The following is a 19,538-nucleotide window of genomic DNA, read 5'->3' as shown; positions in this document are numbered from 1 at the left end:
TGTAAATGTTATTGCAAATCTTATATAGTAAAAAAGGCCACAGCATGGGTTAAACCTTATGCTGTGGCCTTATCTGTATGATGAGAAGCAAGTACACTCAATTACGGATGATTATGCTCTTCGAGTTGCTTCATAGACGAATTTTTGATTCGACTGTGTAGGTGGCTGATCCGGGTTAAAGTCGGCGTACACTTTAATATCAGAGAAACCAATGTGTTCGAGAATCAGGCGTAACTCTTCTATGCCGTACCAACGCAGCGTGAGTTGTTGCATCTCTGTAGCGACAAGTTGACCCTGATGCCATTGTTCGTAGCGAATCAGATTTGTTTTATATTGGTTTAGAAGGTTCACTTCAATGGTTCTGACTTCTACTGTGATCGTATCACCATCGGGTAATGGAACGGTTGATGTTTCTATCGAAGAGGGCTGTGTCACATCGGGTAGAAACAGATCAAACACGAGCCTGCCGCCAGGTACCAAATGTTGAAATAGATTACGCAATGCGTTAATCGAAGCCTCTCTGTCTTGAATGAGGAGCAAGGAACCTCCAGGAATAATAATGGTTTCGTATCGGTGCGGAAGGTCGAGCTTCTCCAGATTGGCAACAAACAGCTCAGGCATAGGTAATGCCCGCTCGGTGCAACGAGAACGGCAAGATTCAATCATATCGGTTGAATAATCAATTCCATCCACCTTCAAGCCTGCTTCAAGCAAAGGAATGAGCACTCGGCCTGATCCCGACATGGCTTCAAGGATCCGTCCTTTGCAGCCTTGAAGATAATGGCGATAGAATTCAATGTCTCCTCCCAAGGAGTGTCCCACGGGTTTGGTTAGATCATAAACGGCGGTGCATAATGGACCGTAATAACTGAATGACATAGTATAGGTGTCCCCCACATTTTGATATAATGAATTGCAAACGTGGAAGGAACTTGTTAAGATTATCCCTTCCGGCAACGGTTGGAATTGGATTTTTCAGAGCAGACTATCATAGGAAATCACGCACCTTATATGTAGTATATTCCAATTATGGGGTGAGATCACAATAGAGGTCAACACCTTTTTTGTCCGTTATATGAACCCATTTGACATGAATCTTAAAATCCCAAACAATGAATAAATATATCCAAGGAGGCGATACGAGTGGAATCATCATCAAGCGCATTACCGGATATCCGGGAGGAACTTGTGCTCCATGCACCTGTAGAGAAGGTGTGGGAGATGGTCTCGACCGCGCAAGGACTGGAGGCTTGGTTCATGCCAGGCAATTTGGAACCCGTGGAAGGGCACGAGTTTATATTGGAAGCAGGCCCCTTCGGTCAATCACCATGTCAGGTGACGGAAGTTCTACCGTTGCACAAGCTGTCATTCCGCTGGGGTAAGGACTGGACGTTGACGTTCCAACTGAATGAACAGCCGGAAGGTACGGATTTCACACTGATTCACAGCGGCTGGGATGCGGATAAACTAACCGAGTTTGGACAAGCACATGCCATGGTGCGGGAACGTATGGAACAAGGATGGGCCGGAATTGTTCAGAAGCTTGCCCAAGTTGTTAAATAATCAGTGAGATTCAGATTCCAGAATCAGATTCAAAAAAAGATCATCATCTAAGCTTATTCATTCAATCAACCTCAGGACATCTCGCCCGTTTATTCGGGTGAACATCGGCCTGGGGTTCTTTGATGTACTAAGATTCAACGGAAAGAGACAGAAAACCTTCAAATTATAAGGAAGTTAACCGATTATGATACGGAAACTATTTCAGTGAGCACTGGAAACGTTTAAAATGATTTATAGGAATAAAACGACAAAATTAGACGTCTCTCGCCCTTGTGGATGGAAGGAATACATAGATGAGAAAACACTGGATTATGCTGACCATAAGTTTCATATGCATTGTCATTTTTCCGCTGGGCTGGATTGCCCAGACGTTAATTAGCGAGCGGGGTAACCCCCAGGCTACGGATGGAAAAATTGACCTGACCCAATGGGACTTTGATCGCAAGGGTGCAGCGTCTTTAAAGGGAGTCTGGGATTTCTACCCTGGGCAGTTACTGAGCCCGGCAGATATTGAAGCGAGTGTATCTGGTCGCAAGCCATTGCCGGCTTCGTCTGGCACTCAGGTCCCGGCCCGATGGAACAAATCTCTCGGGCAAGCACATGGTTATGGAACCTATCATATGCAAGTCCAGCTTCCCCCCCGAACGACGAAAAATGATTATGGCATACGCACGAAGAATATACGCATGGCTCACCGGGTATTTATCGATGGTAAAGAGATTGGCGGCAAAGGCCTGCCAGGAAAGACCCCGGACATAGATGTACAATTAAACCTGCCCTTTACAGGGTTCACGTCCATTGAAGGCAACACGGCTGACATTATCATTCAGGTATCGAACTATAGTTATTCCTCTGGGGGCATTGTAGCGCCGATTTTGTTTGGAGACGAGCATAGTATTCTGAAAAGCCAGCAACAAGATTGGCTCAAGGATCTGATGACCTTATTCGGCTTTATCTTGCCTGCCGCCTTTTTTCTACTTCTGTTCAGATTACGGCGTACGGAGAAGGAGCTACGTTTCCTCGGATTATTCAGCCTTTCCGGTGCGTTATACGCTCTGACACATGGGGAGAAGTTACTTGGAACGTTTGTACCGTTTCTGACCAATAATGAGATGCTTCGAATTCAGCTCCTTAGCTCAGCCTTTGCCTATTACTTTTTGCTTCGGTATATGGATGCCCGTGTGCCAGGAGCAGTTCATCAGTGGTTTGTACGTCTGGCTGTCGTGCTAATCGTTACCCAGACCATTGTGGGTCTTACGCTCCCTCCGGCTATATTCTCGATGCTCGAGCTCCCTATGTTGCTGATCTCGCTTGTTGTCATGTTCTATGCGCTGCGAGCCATGTTCTATTGGTTAAAAGGGCAGCTGAATGATAGCCACGTTGCATTGGTGAGCATGATGAGCATACTCATGGTTGTTGTGTTGCATACGCTTGGTGCGTTCACTACCCTAGACACAGCGTTCTTTGCGCTGATTGAACTTTTATTATTTGTATTTGCCCAGATGATTGTGACCGCAATCCGCTTCGCACAATCATTCCGCGACGTGGAAGCCCTGTCGGAGCGTTTGCTTGCCATTGACAGCCTCAAGGACGAGTTCATGGCGAATACGTCTCATGAGCTGCGAACTCCCCTGCATGGCATCATTAATATTGCGCAATCGATGCTGGAAGGGGCGGCCGGAGCAGTCACACCCAAGCAAGCCAAAAATCTGTCCATGATTACTTCAACCGGCAAGCGCCTTTCACTGCTGGTTAACGACATTTTAGATTTTTCCAAATTAAAAAATAGTGAGATTGAGTTGAAACGGGTAGCTGTTGATCTGGAATCCGTTGCTCGTACTGTAGTTGAAGTCTCGGGTTTCACGTTTGAGGACAAGCCAGTTATATTGATTCAGCAATGGCCCCAGTCGTTGCCGCTTGTTGAGGCAGATGAAGACCGTCTCCGACAGGTTTTGTATAACCTGCTGGGTAACGCCTATAAGTATACTGAGCAGGGTGAGATTCGATTGTACGCCAGTGTCGAAGGGGACTGGGTGAAGGTATCGGTTGCTGATACGGGGGTGGGCATCGCCCTGGACAAACAAGAAGATATTTTCCAGGCGTATGAGCAGAGTAACGGTACAGTGGAGCGGGTGAATGATGGAACTGGACTCGGTCTGAGTATTACACGAAAACTTGTCGAGCTTGGCGGAGGTGAGATCTGGGTTGAATCGGAGCCGGGGCAAGGTTCGACCTTTCATTTCACCCTGCCTGTTATGAAGTTGCCGCTGCTGCAATCTCAGTCGAAACCAACTGAGGCACGATATGTTGCTGCACAAGGGGCGGAGGCAAAGGAGCTTGTGATAAGAGAGTCAGATGAGCAGGAAGATCTTGCAGAAGCGGAGCACACGATTCTGATTGTAGACGATGATCCCGTCAATCGACAGGTCTTGCTTAACCTGTTATCGACGGAACGGTATCGTGTGATTGCAGCGGACAGCGGGTCCACTGCATTGAAACTCCGAGAAGAATTCCCGTCCATTGATCTTGTTATTACGGACTGGATGATGCCCAAAATGTCCGGGCTTGAGTTATGTCGCAAGCTGCGCGAGCACAGTTCTTTGTCTGAGTTGCCGATTCTGATGCTGACCGCCCGAGGATTGCCTGAGGATATCAAACATGGATTTCAGGCGGGGGCCAATGACTTCCTGAGCAAACCGGTGGATGCTGGTGAATTGCGAGCTAGAGTTCGGACGTTAATTGAAATGCGGAGTTCGGTACAGGAAGCTATTCGCACTGAAATGGCCTTTTTGCAGGCCCAGATCAAGCCGCACTTTCTATATAATGCACTCAATGTCATTATCGCGACCTGTGCAGTGAATCCGGACAAAGCAACCGATCTGCTGATTGAATTGAGTCATTACCTGCGTGGAAGCTTTGACTTCCAGAACAGGGAGCAGCTTGTTCCTTTGACCAAAGAGTTGGAATTGGTAGAGTCTTACGTGCATCTGGAACAGGCCAGATTTGAGGAAAGACTGGTGGTTGAATATGAGGTGGAACCGGACGTGCAGCTCTATCTGCCACCTCTCAGCATCCAGCCGCTTGTGGAGAATGCCATTCGACACGGCGTGATGGAGCGGGCAGCCGGCGGGACAGTTCATCTTAGGATTTTCAAAGAAAGTGAGCATGTGGTCGTACAGGTTCAGGATGATGGTGTGGGTATCCCTCCTGAGCGTATGGCTCAGGTCAAGTCTGGGAACACCGAAGGTCCTGGAGGTGTCGGGCTGCAAAATATAAACCGTCGCCTGACGTCTCTCTATGGTCAGGGACTGGAGATTCATAGCCATGTGGGTAAAGGCACGCAGATCCGATTCCGCATCCCTGTGCAAAAGGTGGATTATGCCAAATAATGTGCCGAGTTAAGCAATTATGGTTAACAGACTAATAAAGCGGATGCCGATAAAATCGGTATTCCTATTGAATCTTTCATGGCAGGAGGCTGAAAGAACGGTGAGAGCCATTGTGATCGATGATGAGAAGCCAGCGCAGCTTCATCTGGAGCGCCTACTACGAACGGACGGACGAATTACACCCGTGCAATGTTTTTCAACGGCTCGTGATGGTCTGCATTTTCTGGCAAAGGAACGTGTAGATGTTGTATTTTTGGACATTGGAATGCCGGAAATGAATGGCCTGGAAGCGGCTGAATATATACAGCAATTGGATCAGAGTATTCGCATCATCTTTGTGACGGCTTATGCGGACCATGCAGTGGAAGCATTCGAACTGCATGCACTGGATTATGTGCTTAAACCGGTAAGCTCCGCACGATTGGCCAAAACCATTGATCGGATCGCGGGTATAATGTCGTATAATTCCCAGGTTGCAGCCACCGCCGAGCTACAGGCATCGGAACCTGCCTCTGTGGAACTGGATACGGAAGTTCCAGGGCTGCTGACGTTCAAACATCTGGATATCTATAGAAGTCTTGATCAGGGTGCCGAGAAACATAAGTGGCGCACAACCAAAGCGCAGGAACTATTTGCTTTTTTGTTTCATCACAGGGAAGAGTGGGTAAGCAAGGAGATTCTGCTTGATCAGCTATGGGGTGATGTTTCCCAGGAAAAAGGTCTAACCCATCTACATACCTCCGTGTACCAGATTCGAAAGCTTTTTAAGGAATGGAACATGACAGGCAAGCTGGAGTACAATATGAACCGCTATCGTCTGTTATCAGGCAATCTGGTAAGTGATGTGGATCAATTTGAAAAAGCCATGGTCTACAACGCCATCACATCAGACAATGTCGATGATTTGAGGCATATGATTCCACTCTATCGTGCCGATTATCTGGAAGAGCATGATTATCGTTGGGCACAGGCCAAAGCAAGAGAACTCAGACGCAAGTATACAGGGCTGGTTATGGATATCGCGAGATGGGATATGGAGCATGGTCGTGGCAAGGAAGCGATTGAGCAATTAACGTTATTGCAGGAACGGGAGCCTTATTCGGAAGAAATTTGCCGACTCATGATGGAAGTGTATGCATCCATGGATGATCAGCAAGGCATACTTCGTTTATATCATTCATTTACATTGACCCTGAATGAGGATCTGGGACATCAGCCAGAGCCGGAGACAAGCAGGTTATATCAGAATTTAACGGATAAATAAACATGAATTCAGACAGGAGGGTGAGGCATGAAGCTATTCATACACCGTAAAGATTTGCGTACGGATGATCTGGCGGCATTCGATTATTTGCGGGAACACGAAGAAGAGAGTGTGCATGTTCTCATCTATGATTCATTTCTCCTGCGGCAAGGTCGAGAGAAGGAACACAGCGGTGTGAATTTTAGACAGCATGCAGCGGCATTAGGCAGGCAGTATCTTGAAGCCAAACGAAAACTGCATGTTGTTTATGGCAAACCGGCTGAAGTGGTTGATTTTATCCTGAACGAATTCAAAGGCGAGATCGATGAGATTGTCGTCCATCGGGACATGACGCCATATGCAATTGAGCGGGATAGGGCCATACGCAAAGTCAGCGAGGCACACGAGGTTTCCTTCACGCAACTGACGGATCATCTGCTGATGGATCTGAATGGATTCGCGAATTTCACGGGCAAGTCGGAGCCTTATAAGGTATTTGCGGCTTTTCATCGGCGGTGGGTGGAATTCATGAATGAACATCCCAATCCTCCTTCGGCAACAACGGTTGCCGAGTTGAGGGTGAGCGATCGTCCGATTGAATGGCCGGATGTGATGAGGGTACCTTCAGAGTTGCTGGAGGACAGTGGTTCGAATGACGAGGACCCGCATCTGCTACTGGATCAATTCTTATCGGATCGAATTGCTGAATATGGGGATCATCGAGATGAGTATGAGGCTTACGAGCCGAGTCATCTCAGCTCGTATGTAGCGGTTGGAGCCGTGTCTATCCGCAAAATGTACGATGCCGCGAATCGCACGGCGGAAGCTGGAGAGTGGATCAGGCAGCTGTGTTTCCGCGACTTCTATCTGTATCGGGCGGTCTATGAGAGTCACTATTTTACATATGAAAAGGTGTACGATCTCTCGTCTCTCCATGACGATCATTTTGAACGGTGGTGCAGGGCGGAGACGGGCATTCCGATTATTGATGCAGCCATGACGGAACTGAATGAAACCGGACATATGCCGAACCGGTTGCGGATTCTCACGGCGATGTTTCTCACCAAAAACCTGCAATGCCCGTTTACATTGGGTGAAGCCTATTTCAGGCGCAAGCTGAGTGACTATGATAACATTCAGAACCGTGGTAACTGGCTATGGTGTGCCTCGCTTGGGGAGAATGCGGCTCCGTATTTTCGGGTGAACAACCCGGTAACGCAATCCGAGAAATATGATCCGCAAGGCGATTATATTCGCAAGTGGTTGCCTGAATTGAAAGACTTGCACTGCAAAGACATCCATCAGCCGCGCAAAGATGCCATTGTGGATCTGAAGGCATCGAGACAGGCAGCAATTGAGGTGTACAAACAGATTCTGGCGAGTCGTGGGAAGTAGACTCAGGCAGGGCAGGTTTATGCCTCTAACCCAAATTTACCATTCTCATCCGGTTGAACCAACAATTATTTGGTTGTAAGCAGGATGTTGGAAAGACCGCGTACTCGCGGTCTTTTTTACATATATAGACATGAAAATAGTGTGAAATGTGTTGAAAATTTAGGAATTATTAAGAAATTGGACTACCCTTCTTAAGCAATATGGCTTTTAATAGATAGAGAGCTTTAATGTATTAAGTCATATCTGACATATTGACGAACACATGAAGGAGAAACCTGAACATGAGTGAAACACTGAAAAGAGAGCGAATTCCAGAGCTGAATCTGGTACGTGCCATGGCAATTATCGGCGTACTGTGCGTGCATTCCACGTCTTATGCGACGGTGGACATGACGGGCTCAGGCTACTACTGGCTGTACAACTTTATCAATATATTTATGAAATATGGTACGCCAACCTTTATTTTTATGAGTAGTTTCGTGCTGTTCTATAACTATTATTCCCGTCCGCTGGACAAGAAACTCGTGAGTAACTTTTACAAGAAAAGATTCGTGTATATTTTGCTTCCATATTTCCTGTTCTCATTGATGTATTTTGTTATCCTGCACTTTACGCACTATCAGGGTCGACCGTTCGGCGAATCGACTGTAAGCTTCATAACGAAGTTGTTTACGGGGAAAGCATATACTCATCTGTACTTTGTATTCATTAATATGCAATTCTATCTGTTATTCCCATTGGTATTATGGCTGCTTAAGAAATATCCTTCTGTGGTGAAATGGTCTGTACCGATTGGATTATTGATTCAATGGGCATTCATCGTAAGTAATAAATATGGATTCCAGGTACCCAACAAGGGAAGCTGGGCGTTCTCGTATTTTTCCTATTTTATGCTGGGTGCTTTTATTGGGGTGTATTTCCCTAAAATCAAGCAATGGTTCGTCATCAGCCGGGCCAATGCAACCAAAGGGCGCGTAGCTTCATGGATTCTGCTCTGGGCGGTGTGGATCATTGCCGGACTTGGACATGTGTATATCTATTATCTGCTGCGTCTGAAGATCGCAACGTATAACACACTGTGGTATGAATTCTTCTGGAATGTTCATACTTTCGCCTGTGCGCTTGTACTGATCCAGGTCGCTTATCTGCTCTATCGCAAAGGGCCATCACTGATCGTGAAGCCGTTAAACCGGCTTGGGGCTCTGTCGTTTGGGATCTATCTGATCCATCCCTTCTTCCTGCTGGTGTATCGTGAATTTCCACCGCAAACAGGAGTCTCCTGGTTAGTGCATCTTTGGTATGCCGGAGGATTCGGTGTAGCTCTGATCGCTTCGTGGATTGTCGTTGGATTGACGGCAAGGTTCGTTCCATATGCATGGGTCATCTTTGGCAATCTGCCGAAACCGAAACCGCGACTGGTACCTCAACAGAAATCGGGACAACTGGACGTTCGATAAGATCTTTTCCAATACAGGAATAATAAACCGTTTCTTGGTCGACCTTAGGGGAGAACAAGAAGCGTTTTTTTTATCTATACGGATATGCTAGATATGGGGAACGAGTGTTTCTTTTTCCTGGTTGAAGGGTAATCATAAGGCGGAACGATAATACATTATAGATAACAGGGTTAAGGTGAATAACATGACAACATGCGAAAAATGCGGGAGACCGATGCAGGATATATTGGAATATGTGGAACACATTCTTCACGAATGTAATGAACAGACACAGGAGTACAACTCGAAAGATTATCAGGCCTATGGCCATGAGGGTGTTCACGAGCAGATGTGATACAATAGAAAGAAACCGGATTCATACGGAACCGAGGTGACAACATGGAGACGGGTCCAGCCCCTTTCCGGCAAGGAAAGACGGAACAAGAAGCGCGACTGAGCAAAACATGTATGTATTGCGGACAACAGCGGCCGATGTCCGAATTCCGGCGCAGAACCGGAAAGCGGGCAGGTCCCGGAGCCAGGCGGGGAGCCTGCCGCAGCTGTCGTCAGCATGGTGGACAGGCTGATCACGGTACTCGTTCAATCGAGGACACAGGTGAACAGATAGAGCGTCAACGGGATGGCATGGTGACCCGTGCGGTTACTGCCAGACCGTCTGTCTCTGCGAAAAATGAAGCAGGTCAGATCGCTCATGGTATGGAGCAGGGATCTGCTATGGCAGCTGCGCCAGATCGAAGTCGGGTGCTTCAACCTACATTGGATTCGACATCTTCGGATGGCGATGAACATGCTGACTTGGTGATTTCTTCTCCCTATTCTTCGGGAATTCGGAAGAAGCGGAGAAGACGGAGGAAGAGCAAGCGTATAGAGGGAATGAAAGGTAATGAGCAGAAAGAGGCTAGTCTGGAGCAGGATGGTTTGGCGGGTGAGGTAGGAGATAAGCCACAGCCAGGTGAGCGCTGGCATGGGGAAGAAGGGCATTCGCAGGAGGGTCATGCTGCTGCGAATGATAAGGGCACTGCACAGCGGGCTGGCGCGCGAGCTGCCGCTGCAGGGCAGGCCGCCGAACAAGCTGCGGCGGCCCACCAAGCTCTGCTGCCTGCTGAGCCGCAAGGCCCGGCAGCAGAGCCCATGGCTGCGGATCAACCGACCGCAGCCAAAAGCAAGCGTAAGCGGCGCCGCAAGCGTGTTGGCGCGCTCGCGCCCGGCGCAGGGCAGACCCGCAGCGTAGCTGCTGAGGCCCATGCGCCGGCACTGAGCGACCGTGGCGATGCCACCACGGTCGTTGCACCTACGGCGGCGGAGGCACAGCCTGCCGCCACCAGGCGCGAGCCGGGGCAAGCGCTGGGGGCTGCTGCGGAGGCAGGGCCTCCTGCGCCCGTGCGCCAGCCTGGCTCGCCAGGGGCCAAGCCGCGCCAGGCGCGCAAGGAGCGTGCGCCCAAGGCGAACGGCGAAGACGCTGCCCGCGGTGCATCCGGGCAGCGACCCGCGCATGCCAGCCGTAGTCACGGGGCTGGCATGGACGGCCGTCCCCGCCGCCAGACGCCGGCGGCCCCGGTCGCTATCGACCCGGAAGATCCGGCTTCGCTCCGGACCAACCGGCAAGGCATGGTACGGATGCGAGGCAAGACCGACAAGGGCAGACGCTGGCATCAGGAAGTGGACATGGAGCTTGCGGTCACGCTGGTGAAGGAAAAAGCTGCTGTGGTGGTCAATCGATACACGATTCGCCGATTGTTCAGCAACAAGGATTTTAAGCGATATATTCTGACGCGGGATCACTACACCTGTTACTTCTGTGGATCGTATGGGGATACAATCGACCATCTGCTGCCGCGTGCCAAAGGTGGACATACCACCCCACTTAACTGTGTCTGCGCCTGCAATCTCTGCAACCAGTCCAAAGCGGCAATGGATGCCGAAGAGTTCATGCGTTCCGGGATTCCCGAATGGAATGCTGCCCATCAGGCAGAATTGATTGAACTGGCCATGCAGGAAGCGCAGCTGGAAGAAGGATAAATGCCCCCGAACATGGAATCGGGGTTTTGATATGAAGAGCACTCCAAGACCACAAGAGGGTCGAGGTGTGCTTTTTGGATTTCATTTAGATTTTGATGGGAATTCAGTTCACTGTGCAATAATTTCTTCAAATTGACAACGGTGTTCATCGAAGATGTACGTTATACTGGGAGGGAGTTGCGAAAGAAGCTTCATCATTCAGTTGAATGATGAAATGTATTGTATAGTGAACATCAAACCTAAGAATTTAGATTGTATAGATTGGATGGATGCAAATGACCCCAGCAGCATTGGATATTATGTCATATATTACGGAAGAAAATATTCGTTTCTGGCTGGAGAAGTTTCGTTCTTTCGGCCCGTTACCGGGAATTTTGCTTACGTTTATGAAATCATTTGTACCACCGCTTCCAACGCTGTTGATTGTGGGCGTGAACGGTGCGGTATATGGTCTGTGGGCAGGGTTTTTATATTCATGGATCGGCATGGTGCTCGGTTGTACCGTTACGTTCCTGATTGTGCGGGAGATTGGGAAATCCGCCTTTGTAGAGCGATGGGCACGCAAACCTCGTGTGCAACGCAGCATGGTATGGATTCGAAGGAATGCATTCAGTTATGTTTTTCTGCTGAGTATCTTCCCGGTAGGTCCGTTTGTCATTATTAATGTGGCGGCAGGTATCGCGCGAATGCGATTGTTATCCTTCCTGCTTGCGGTGGGCTGTGGTAAAGCGATCATGATCTTCTCTGTTACGTATATCGGTTCCAATGTGGAACAATTTTTGGAGCACCCTGTACGATGGGTGGGCGTATTGCTCTTCATCGCGGTATCCCTGTGGGCAAGCCGCAAACTGGAGCGACACTTTACCCGGTCATCTTCAGAACGCGAGAATCTACAAGATCTGAATCAACCAGATGGAAAATCAATCTCCTCATAAACAAAGGAATATCAGTGTTCAGATATATTTTCTGTCAATATTGACGATAGCTTGAAGGAGGAGGATCAGCATGATTGATGATATCTTTGCTTTCAGTCGATTGTTGAATCGCATGAATGAGAATGAACTTCGTTCAGCCCTGCGTGTACTTTATATGAAATCAGCACACGTGGTCAAGCGGCAGGAAGAGCAGGGCGAAAAGGTGGATTTTGCGGATGCGGTACAGTCTCTGTTTCGGAATATGGATACCTCTTTTGATCTGGAATTGCTGGAACAACAAGCTCTGGCTGAGACCGACAAACCAAATGAAATTCATATTACGTTTGGAGAATCACCTCTGAGTAGTCTGAAAATGGGAATGAGCACATTACCTAATCAGGAAAAGCGGAGCTTTTTCTCTATGGATGATGATTATGCTGTGGGTCCTTTAGGTGATCTGACCCATCGTGCAGATTTGCAGCGCAGGTATCTTTGGCTGACCGAACGAATGTGTCTCAGTGACCGCGAGGCTTATGCCATGCATGAACTTGAATCAATATTTGAGCTTAGCTCCACAATGCATTCTATTGATTCCAAGACGTCAATCATCATCTGGTATTCGAATAATGCACGTGAGAAGACGGGACTGCTCTATGCGATGCATCTATTGCGCAGCAGTAAGAGTCGTATATATCTGATCGAAACGAGCGGCTTATATCAGCAATTATTCAATAGACCTGATGTTCAATATGATGTGTTCCACACAGGCGAGATTCTTCCGGAAAAGCTTCTGGCGATGTGGCAAGTCTGCTCTGAGCAAAAGCCGCTGTCCAAGCAAGAACGCCTCCAACTGGAACAGGATTGGCTGGAACTTTCGGTACAGCCCGGACTATTGCGTATGATGGAGAATGGTGAGATTCGAAGTCTACCTGAAGATGCGTTGGACGAGTACATTATGCAGAAGGTAAGGGAACTGACACCGAACTGGGAGCCAGGCAAGTATATCCGAGCAGCTCGTATTGTGGGCGAAGTGATTGGGACGAGCAGCCAGCATATAGGTGATGCGTTCGTGGAGTACCGTCTAAGACAACTGGTGCTGCAAGGCCAACTTGAGATGGATGGAAAGCCACTTGCAATGAGGTATTACAGTGTTCGGCTTGCCGAACGCTGAAAGGGACTAAGGCTGAAACGTACAGATAGAAAACAAGATACGTGATCGAAAAGTTTGAAATAAAACGGAAGATCTGAGCATTTACTTCACTTCCACAATCAGGAAGATTATCACGAAGTGTCTCCGATACCAGATGTTCATAATTTCCACTTAAATAGACTGTTCCACCGGTGGATAACTCCTACATGTCCGGGGAACAGTCTATTTGTTTCTCGTTAAAAACTGAACCAACTTCAACTGTGCATGGTCCAATAGTATTCTTTTCTTCATATCGGTTATGACTTCTTCCCGCTCCAAATTTCCATTAGAGGACCATCCTGCCCGTAGACCGGATCGGTATCCGGAATCGGAACCTCTCGGATTTCCTGAAGAGCCTTGGCACGTTCGGCGTCCTCGCCTGTACGTGTGTTGTAACTCATACCGCCCGGGTAGGCACCGGCAATACGAAAGTCAGTGCTGGCCTCCAGACGTTTATGCCCTGTCCCGGCAGGAAGAACGACAACATCGCCTGTTTGAAGATAAACTTTCTGGCCATTTTCTCCGCCTAGAATCAGTTCCACGAATCCACTCACCACCGCAAGAGCCTCATGTGCGTTACTATGATAATGATGATAATTGAACACACCATTCAACCAGCTATTTCCCCATCCATGACGGTTCAGCAACGATTCTGCTTGAAGGGCCTCTTCAGCCCATACGTTCTTATACAAAAGCACAGGCAGGGTCGGATGATTGGGAATCACACCGTTATCCTGAAGAAATAACGTCTCTATATTCTTTTTCCATTCATTCATCTCATATCACCTCATGATAAATTACCCGAAATCCTCGAGGACGAACAAAAAACAATTGTAAAATGATACAAAATGTATCATTTTAAGGTTATACTCAGTACATAAACTCTCTTCAATGCACTCGTTGTATAAATCGCAAGGGGGAATCGTGTGTGAACATTGTGATTACAGGGGCTTCTGGATTTGTGGGATTTAATCTGTCACAGTATTTGGCGCAAAAGGGGCATCGAATTACCCTTCTGGATCGGGATGATTATTGTCAGAGGCTTGTTCATTTCTCTCCTCTGCACGAGATGCCATTCATCTGTTGTGACCTTGCATCAAACCGGATTCATCTGCCTTCTGGAACAGATTACATCATTCATCTGGCAGCCATGCCTCACGTGGATTATTCGTATCATCAACCAGGGGAAGTCTTCCGCAATAATACGCTCAGCACCCAGGCTATTCTACAATATGCTACCGAACATCACATCCCTGTCTTGCTTGCATCATCTGTTGAAGTGTATGGCGGCGATTGGGGCAGGGTCTATCATGAATCAGATCCGTATGCGCCGGTCTCTCCTTATTCTGCATCAAAAGTCGCTTGTGAAATGCTTGCTCATTCCTACGCTCAATGTTACCAGCTTCCAGTCAAACTCTTTCGTTTGACCAACCTCTATGGTCCGTGGCAATTGCCAGACCGTATTATTCCACGAAATTTTGGTCGGATGTTGGACGGACTTCCTCTGGATATTCAGGGATCGGCAGTGCGTGATTTCTTGTATGTGGATGATGCCCTCCGGGCCATTGAACAGATCATGCTGAAAGGCAAAGACGGACAGGTTTACAATATTTCGACAGGGCTTGGGACAACCATGCAGGAGATCGGAGAGATATTGAAACCGATGGATCGATCTGTAGCTGCTGTAGAGATTCGGGAGCAAGAGCCAACCCAGTCCAGAGGGTCCAGTCTGGTCGTACATTCAGGAAGATTACGGGCGGAATTGGGGTGGTTACCTCAAACCACATTGGAAAAGGGATTGGAAAGAACCTTCCGCTGGTACCAGGAACATCCCGAATGGGTAAGGCAATTCAGCCGTGAATATCATACAACAAGGGAAACGCGCAGTTTCATTATCGATATGGCAAGATACGCAGTTCCAGCCGTATAAAATGCACAAAAAAAGCCAGGGAAGGGTGTATTGAGTAACACCTTCCTTGGCTTTTTTGCGCCTCCGTCTCATTTTCGGATTTCATCCGAACACGGACAGTTAGGCTAGTTCATAACGATCTATTGCACGAAATGATCGTGCTGCTGGACCTCACATTAAAAGGATCTAGTGATGATCTTTTTTAATGTCGGCAATTTTATCCTGTACAGCACCTTTGGCTTTGTCTTTTTTACCCTCAGCCTGAAGGGATCTGTTGTTGGTTGCATTACCGATCTGATCCTTCACTTCGCCTTTGGCTTTATTTACGCCTGCTTTGATTTTATCGCCAGTTGAATTACTCATATCGAACATCTCCTTCGTTTCTGGTGTAGTCCTTATTAACCGGGATGCCGGCATTCTAAACGTTCACTATTTCATGGCGGTCAAAAATTTGTTCTGGATATTCTGTCAGAAATGATCTGTACGAAGAGTCAGTATAAGTATAGGCATTGCTTAATCGCGTGCTTCATTAAAGGAATGAGAGGATGTTATGATATGAGCAATTATATTGGAAATGGTGCGTATTGTTACGCCAATTCAGCTTCAATGCTGCTGTCGTCTATCGGAGAAAAGGTTGACCCGAGTGTCCTTGAAGCTATAGGTGGCTTTTCCCTGGGAGCTTTCCGCACGCAGGAAGACCTTCTGTTTTTTGATAACTGTACCTCCAGTCCTGATCTGGCCATCAGCAAGGCGATGAGCATTCTGGGATTTAGTGTGCGCGAAAGTGTGCAAACACGGGGTACAGAGATGCCTGTAGACGAGCTAAGAGAGGCTTTGAAGCAGGGCCCTGTGATGATGGGGCCGCTGGATATGGGCAAACTCGTCTACAATCCCAACTCTCCCAACCTGGGTGGTAGCGATCATTATGTAGTTGCGCTCAATATGAGGGGCGATGAAATATGCCTGCATGACCCGGCAGGATTTCCGAATGTCTTCCTGACACTGGATAAACTTGAGGAAGCATGGAAGTCTGAATTCCCATGGAGTAGCGGTGTGTATCGACGATGGTGGAGTCCTGAACGTATTGAACATCCTGATCTGGAGGAGATTAACCGCCGGGCTTTTACTTGGTTCAAATCAACCCTTACAGAACAGACCCATGATATCGCTGCACAGGAAGGACGAACCGGAGCTTCAGCTATTCTGCATAAGGCGGAACAGGTTCGTACTGGAGCAATCGATGATAATGAGTGGGCTCATTATGTGTTTTTTGCTCTGCCAGTAGGTGCACGTCGTGCCCATGATTATGGTTTGTTTTTTAACACAATCCATCCTGACCTTTCTGCTTTGAAATACGCACAATCCCGCCAATTCGGGGAATGCCAATCCCGTCTTGTCTCTCGGAACTGGGAGGCTGCTGCGACAATCATGGTGGCACTCGCGGAGACGGAAGCCATGATCGAAGCTTCTATTTTGAAGATGGAGTAATGAAATTGAAGCGGTGCTATAAGAAAGGGAGATATAAATGGATGGATTAACTAACAATCGCCATATTAGACCAGGGGAAGATGAGATATTAGAGGATCGGCAAAAGGAGCAGGATATCACGCTTATCCAACGAGCCCAAACGGGGGACACAGAGGCCTTTGGAGAGTTGATTCACCGTTACCGTGGGCAATTGTTTCGATATGTACGATCACTTACGTATGATTCTTATCTCGCAGAAGACATTTTACAGGATGGGCTTATTCGTGCGTTCATTCATATGGGACAGCTTCAGAATGCTGAGCGTTTTATGGCCTGGATGCAGCGCATTGTGCGTAATCAGGCATACTCACATATGCAGCGCCAAAAGCAGCTGCGGGAAGAACATTTTTCTTCGTTCTTTGCATTTGGATTTGGAGCCGATGATGCCTCATGGAGCGATCAAGACTCGCTCGACATAACGCTGAATCATCTTTTGAATGACTCAAATCGGAGATCGCAGGAGACAGGCTATGATCCGTATCAAGCTGTTGCTCAGCAGGAAATGAGAAACAATCTCCACAGGCTGTTGGGTTGTCTGAATGAAAGAGAACAACAGGTCTTCACATCATATTGGATGGAGCAGCTATCACCGCAAGAAATGGCCTGCAAATTCAATCTGACAAGTGCCAATGTGTATCAAATTCTATCTCGTTCACGTAAAAAAGTGGCTCAGCTTCATATTCATTTATCTGTAGAAGAAATGCTGGCAGAGTGGAATTCACTCGGGCAAAATCGATTGACTCTGGAGGAACCCCTTTCGTTTCGGGCTCCCCAAACTTGGAACTCGGCAGCAGCATCCATTCACGAGATGTTAGGTTATACCGGTCCATCTCCGTCTCTCCCCATGGTTATGGGGATGAGTGGACTTTCTTTTCGGCTAACCATCCTGCCTCAGGACATACATATCGCTGGACCTACCGCCTATAACTTCAAAGAGGTGCTTACAAGAGGATTGCAACATATGGGTTATCGTTCCCATGCGGTTGAGGCTTTGGCGAGCGATGCGGGACTCAATGCCAATCTGGTCGATCCTTCGATGCTAGAGGAGAAAGCGAAAGGGAAAAGGTTGCTTAATCCAAGACTTGTCCAGGCCCTCTCCCTGATACGTTACGCCATTCATCGGGGAATTCCGGCCGTCGTGTGGGATCTGAATATTCCCGAATTCGGGTTGATCTATGGCTATGATGATGCAGCCCGGACCCTATACGGTACCGATTTCATTAAATCAGGAACAATTCCCTATGATCATGTAGGCCGGGGTGTGAATCAGGAGGTATTTGTATTGGCAGCGGAATCGGATGGCATAATACGAGAAATGAACTTGCACGGGGCACTGACAGCTGTGTTGGCTCATTATCGTGGAGAGGACGCGTATACCTTGCCGAACACAGTCAGTGGTGTGACTGCCTATGCAGTCTGGAGAGAAGCCCTAGAATACAGACGGGTAGAACCAAACGGTCACGCCTATAACATTGCGGTTTTGTGGGATGCAAGACGTTATGCAAGTGAGTTTTTCAAGGAAGTTTCTCTAAAGTGGGCTTCGAATGCCTGCTATTCCAGTTTAATTCCATTCTGTCTTCAGGCAGAAGAGTTATATCGAAACATGTCCCAAAAATTAAATACACTCGTGGAATTATTTCCTTTTCCAGATGGAGGACTGCCTAATGAGAAGCTTCATGCTGATCAGGCTATCTCGATACTTCTGGAAGTGGAGGAATTGGAGCGAGCCGCTGTCGTTGTAATAAAAGCGTTGCTTGAAGGAATGGATCAGCATTCCCCAGAAATAGTTATGGTGTGACCTAATTGTAACGATCAGATTGGGCAAACAGCGGAAACAAATATCAGGAGGCAGGGCGATACGTCAGGCCTTCTTTCTGTCTTTTTTGCATTCGTGACGCAAGAGGTTCATACTTGAAATAGAAAAGATGTCTCCATGATGGAATAAGGCTGCGCTCATCGCTGCATAATAACGACAGTGACCAATTTCGTTGCGCGAAATGATTGGATTTGGAAAACAATTCCTGTAAATATCAGCAAACCAATCCTTCCTTGTGTACATATCGCACATCTGGTCATATGTGATCTTGTCTTAATACCACATGTGGTAGGATAGCGGATCTTGGACAGGAGGATTGGCCGCCTTGGCTTGCCTGAACGGGTTGACAAAAAAATCGATTTTGTTACAATGTTCACAATATCTTCACAAGTGTAAAAAATTTCTTTTTCATGTTCATGTGTAAGAGGTGTAATATAAGGGTATAGAGTTCGGTTTCGGCCTGCTTGTCGTTTTGTGCGTCAACACATGTTGTCCGCAATAGATCCAAGATACAATGCATGATGTGGAAGTAGCCATGAGCTACGCTCATCCTATTGTGTGAAATTTGGTACATTTAAATGTATTCGATGTATTTTGTGGTTCGGCTCTGCTTGACAGGCATCATGAAAGTCGCGGACTTCTATCCCAAAGTAAAGGAGGACTTTCTCTTATGTCACAATCGCCTACTCAACAAGAGGTGCCAGTTACAGAAGGTGCCAACGTTTCCGAGCGCCAGTCCTTGGACGTTCTGGATCAACTGATGAAGCCTGAGGTACAGGAGTCTTTAACCGTTCTGGTGGAGAACCTGCCTAAATTGGCTGAAATGGTTACTGCTATGACAAAAGCTTATGACTTTGCACAAAGTGTAGCAACAGACAAAGTTCTGATCAGCGACACAATGAGCGCAATGGGCGAGTTCGCTAAGCCTGTTGTAGACAAAGCTAAAGGTGTAGCTTCTGCTGCCATCGAAGCCAATGACCGTGCGCAAACAGAGCAAACTTCAGTTGGCTTGTTCGCTATGCTGAAAATGCTTAAAGATCCAAACGTACAACAATCGCTTCGTTTTGCTCAATCTTTCCTGAGCATCCTGAACGAGCGTCAACAACCGAAACGTTAA

The 19,538-nt window shown here is 47.6% G+C and carries 15 protein-coding genes and 1 pseudogene; 13 read left to right on the top strand and 3 right to left on the bottom strand.

The annotated features are described in order from the left end of the window. Positions 1–111 precede the first annotated feature (111 nt). Positions 112–879, bottom strand: coding sequence for a class I SAM-dependent methyltransferase (locus NKT06_RS30265; protein ID WP_253441842.1), 768 nt, complete (start codon positions 877–879; stop codon positions 112–114). A gap of 264 nt (positions 880–1,143) precedes the next feature. Here NKT06_RS30265 and NKT06_RS30260 point away from each other — a divergent pair, with 264 nt between their 5' ends. The 9 genes and pseudogenes from NKT06_RS30260 to NKT06_RS30220 all read left to right on the top strand — a co-directional run bounded on the left by NKT06_RS30260 (position 1,144) and on the right by NKT06_RS30220 (position 13,151). Then, positions 1,144–1,563, top strand: coding sequence for an SRPBCC family protein (locus NKT06_RS30260; RefSeq protein WP_483311603.1), 420 nt, complete (start codon positions 1,144–1,146; stop codon positions 1,561–1,563). A gap of 293 nt (positions 1,564–1,856) precedes the next feature. Further along, a complete protein-coding gene (locus NKT06_RS30255) occupies positions 1,857–4,952 on the top strand; it encodes an ATP-binding protein (protein ID WP_253441840.1) in 3,096 nt (1,031 codons plus the stop codon). A 100-nt stretch (positions 4,953–5,052) separates the two neighbouring features. Then, on the top strand, positions 5,053–6,216 hold the full coding sequence (locus NKT06_RS30250; protein ID WP_253441824.1) for a response regulator: 1,164 nt from the start codon (positions 5,053–5,055) through the stop codon (positions 6,214–6,216). A gap of 27 nt (positions 6,217–6,243) precedes the next feature. Then, positions 6,244–7,590, top strand: coding sequence for a cryptochrome/photolyase family protein (locus NKT06_RS30245; RefSeq protein ID WP_253441821.1), 1,347 nt, complete (start codon positions 6,244–6,246; stop codon positions 7,588–7,590). 281 nt (positions 7,591–7,871) lie between these two features. Next, on the top strand, positions 7,872–9,047 hold the full coding sequence (locus NKT06_RS30240) for an acyltransferase (protein ID WP_253441819.1): 1,176 nt from the start codon (positions 7,872–7,874) through the stop codon (positions 9,045–9,047). Positions 9,048–9,231: 184 nt separating this feature from the next. Next, positions 9,232–9,381: a hypothetical protein gene (locus NKT06_RS30235; protein ID WP_253441817.1), complete on the top strand. Its 150-nt coding sequence runs from the start codon at positions 9,232–9,234 to the stop codon at positions 9,379–9,381. 1,241 nt (positions 9,382–10,622) lie between these two features. Beyond that, a pseudogene (locus tag NKT06_RS30230) lies at positions 10,623–11,066 on the top strand (HNH endonuclease); the annotation flags it as partial. Positions 11,067–11,341: 275 nt separating this feature from the next. Further along, the gene (locus tag NKT06_RS30225) at positions 11,342–12,001 is read left to right on the top strand and encodes a TVP38/TMEM64 family protein (RefSeq protein WP_253441815.1); all 660 of its coding nucleotides are present in this window, start codon (positions 11,342–11,344) and stop codon (positions 11,999–12,001) included. A 70-nt stretch (positions 12,002–12,071) separates the two neighbouring features. After that, positions 12,072–13,151 (top strand): DUF1835 domain-containing protein, encoded by a 1,080-nt coding sequence (locus NKT06_RS30220; protein ID WP_253441813.1) that lies wholly within the window; start codon positions 12,072–12,074, stop codon positions 13,149–13,151. A 275-nt stretch (positions 13,152–13,426) separates the two neighbouring features. Here NKT06_RS30220 and NKT06_RS30215 read toward each other — a convergent pair whose 3' ends face one another. Next, positions 13,427–13,945 carry a cupin domain-containing protein gene (locus NKT06_RS30215; RefSeq protein ID WP_253441811.1) on the bottom strand — a complete coding sequence of 173 codons (519 nt, stop codon included), beginning with the start codon at positions 13,943–13,945 and terminating at the stop codon, positions 13,427–13,429. A 152-nt stretch (positions 13,946–14,097) separates the two neighbouring features. On the opposite strand from NKT06_RS30215, the gene NKT06_RS30210 reads away from it, so the two are divergent. Beyond that, positions 14,098–15,099 carry an NAD-dependent epimerase/dehydratase family protein gene (locus NKT06_RS30210; RefSeq protein ID WP_253441808.1) on the top strand — a complete coding sequence of 334 codons (1,002 nt, stop codon included), beginning with the start codon at positions 14,098–14,100 and terminating at the stop codon, positions 15,097–15,099. Between the two features lie 165 nt (positions 15,100–15,264). Here NKT06_RS30210 and NKT06_RS30205 read toward each other — a convergent pair whose 3' ends face one another. After that, positions 15,265–15,441 carry a CsbD family protein gene (locus tag NKT06_RS30205; RefSeq protein ID WP_074092719.1) on the bottom strand — a complete coding sequence of 59 codons (177 nt, stop codon included), beginning with the start codon at positions 15,439–15,441 and terminating at the stop codon, positions 15,265–15,267. Between the two features lie 192 nt (positions 15,442–15,633). Here NKT06_RS30205 and NKT06_RS30200 point away from each other — a divergent pair, with 192 nt between their 5' ends. From NKT06_RS30200 to NKT06_RS30190, 3 genes are all read left to right on the top strand, one after another. Continuing rightward, on the top strand, positions 15,634–16,566 hold the full coding sequence (locus NKT06_RS30200; RefSeq protein ID WP_253441806.1) for a cysteine peptidase family C39 domain-containing protein: 933 nt from the start codon (positions 15,634–15,636) through the stop codon (positions 16,564–16,566). A gap of 37 nt (positions 16,567–16,603) precedes the next feature. After that, on the top strand, positions 16,604–18,403 hold the full coding sequence (locus NKT06_RS30195; protein ID WP_253441804.1) for an RNA polymerase sigma factor: 1,800 nt from the start codon (positions 16,604–16,606) through the stop codon (positions 18,401–18,403). 688 nt (positions 18,404–19,091) lie between these two features. Continuing rightward, entirely contained in the window at positions 19,092–19,538 is a 447-nt protein-coding gene (locus NKT06_RS30190; protein ID WP_017691658.1) for a DUF1641 domain-containing protein, read from the top strand.

The sequence above is a fragment of the Paenibacillus sp. 1781tsa1 genome (assembly GCF_024159265.1).
Taxonomy (GTDB): Bacteria; Bacillota; Bacilli; order Paenibacillales; family Paenibacillaceae; genus Paenibacillus.
This window is presented reverse-complemented; position numbering and strand designations above follow the sequence as displayed.

Bases quoted from the DNA above. Each gene is read 5' to 3' on its own strand.
- NKT06_RS30220 (WP_253441813.1), top strand. From the start codon at position 12,072: ATGATTGATGATATCTTTGCTTTCAGTCGATTGTTGAATCGCATGAAT.
- NKT06_RS30245 (WP_253441821.1), top strand. From the start codon at position 6,244: ATGAAGCTATTCATACACCGTAAAGATTTGCGTACGGATGATCTGGCG.
- NKT06_RS30225 (WP_253441815.1), top strand. From the start codon at position 11,342: ATGACCCCAGCAGCATTGGATATTATGTCATATATTACGGAAGAAAAT.
- NKT06_RS30195 (WP_253441804.1), top strand. From the start codon at position 16,604: ATGGATGGATTAACTAACAATCGCCATATTAGACCAGGGGAAGATGAG.
- NKT06_RS30190 (WP_017691658.1), top strand. From the start codon at position 19,092: ATGTCACAATCGCCTACTCAACAAGAGGTGCCAGTTACAGAAGGTGCC.
- NKT06_RS30265 (WP_253441842.1), bottom strand. From the start codon at position 879: ATGTCATTCAGTTATTACGGTCCATTATGCACCGCCGTTTATGATCTA.
- NKT06_RS30205 (WP_074092719.1), bottom strand. From the start codon at position 15,441: ATGAGTAATTCAACTGGCGATAAAATCAAAGCAGGCGTAAATAAAGCC.
- NKT06_RS30235 (WP_253441817.1), top strand. From the start codon at position 9,232: ATGACAACATGCGAAAAATGCGGGAGACCGATGCAGGATATATTGGAA.
- NKT06_RS30215 (WP_253441811.1), bottom strand. From the start codon at position 13,945: ATGAATGAATGGAAAAAGAATATAGAGACGTTATTTCTTCAGGATAAC.
- NKT06_RS30240 (WP_253441819.1), top strand. From the start codon at position 7,872: ATGAGTGAAACACTGAAAAGAGAGCGAATTCCAGAGCTGAATCTGGTA.
- NKT06_RS30200 (WP_253441806.1), top strand. From the start codon at position 15,634: ATGAGCAATTATATTGGAAATGGTGCGTATTGTTACGCCAATTCAGCT.
- NKT06_RS30255 (WP_253441840.1), top strand. From the start codon at position 1,857: ATGAGAAAACACTGGATTATGCTGACCATAAGTTTCATATGCATTGTC.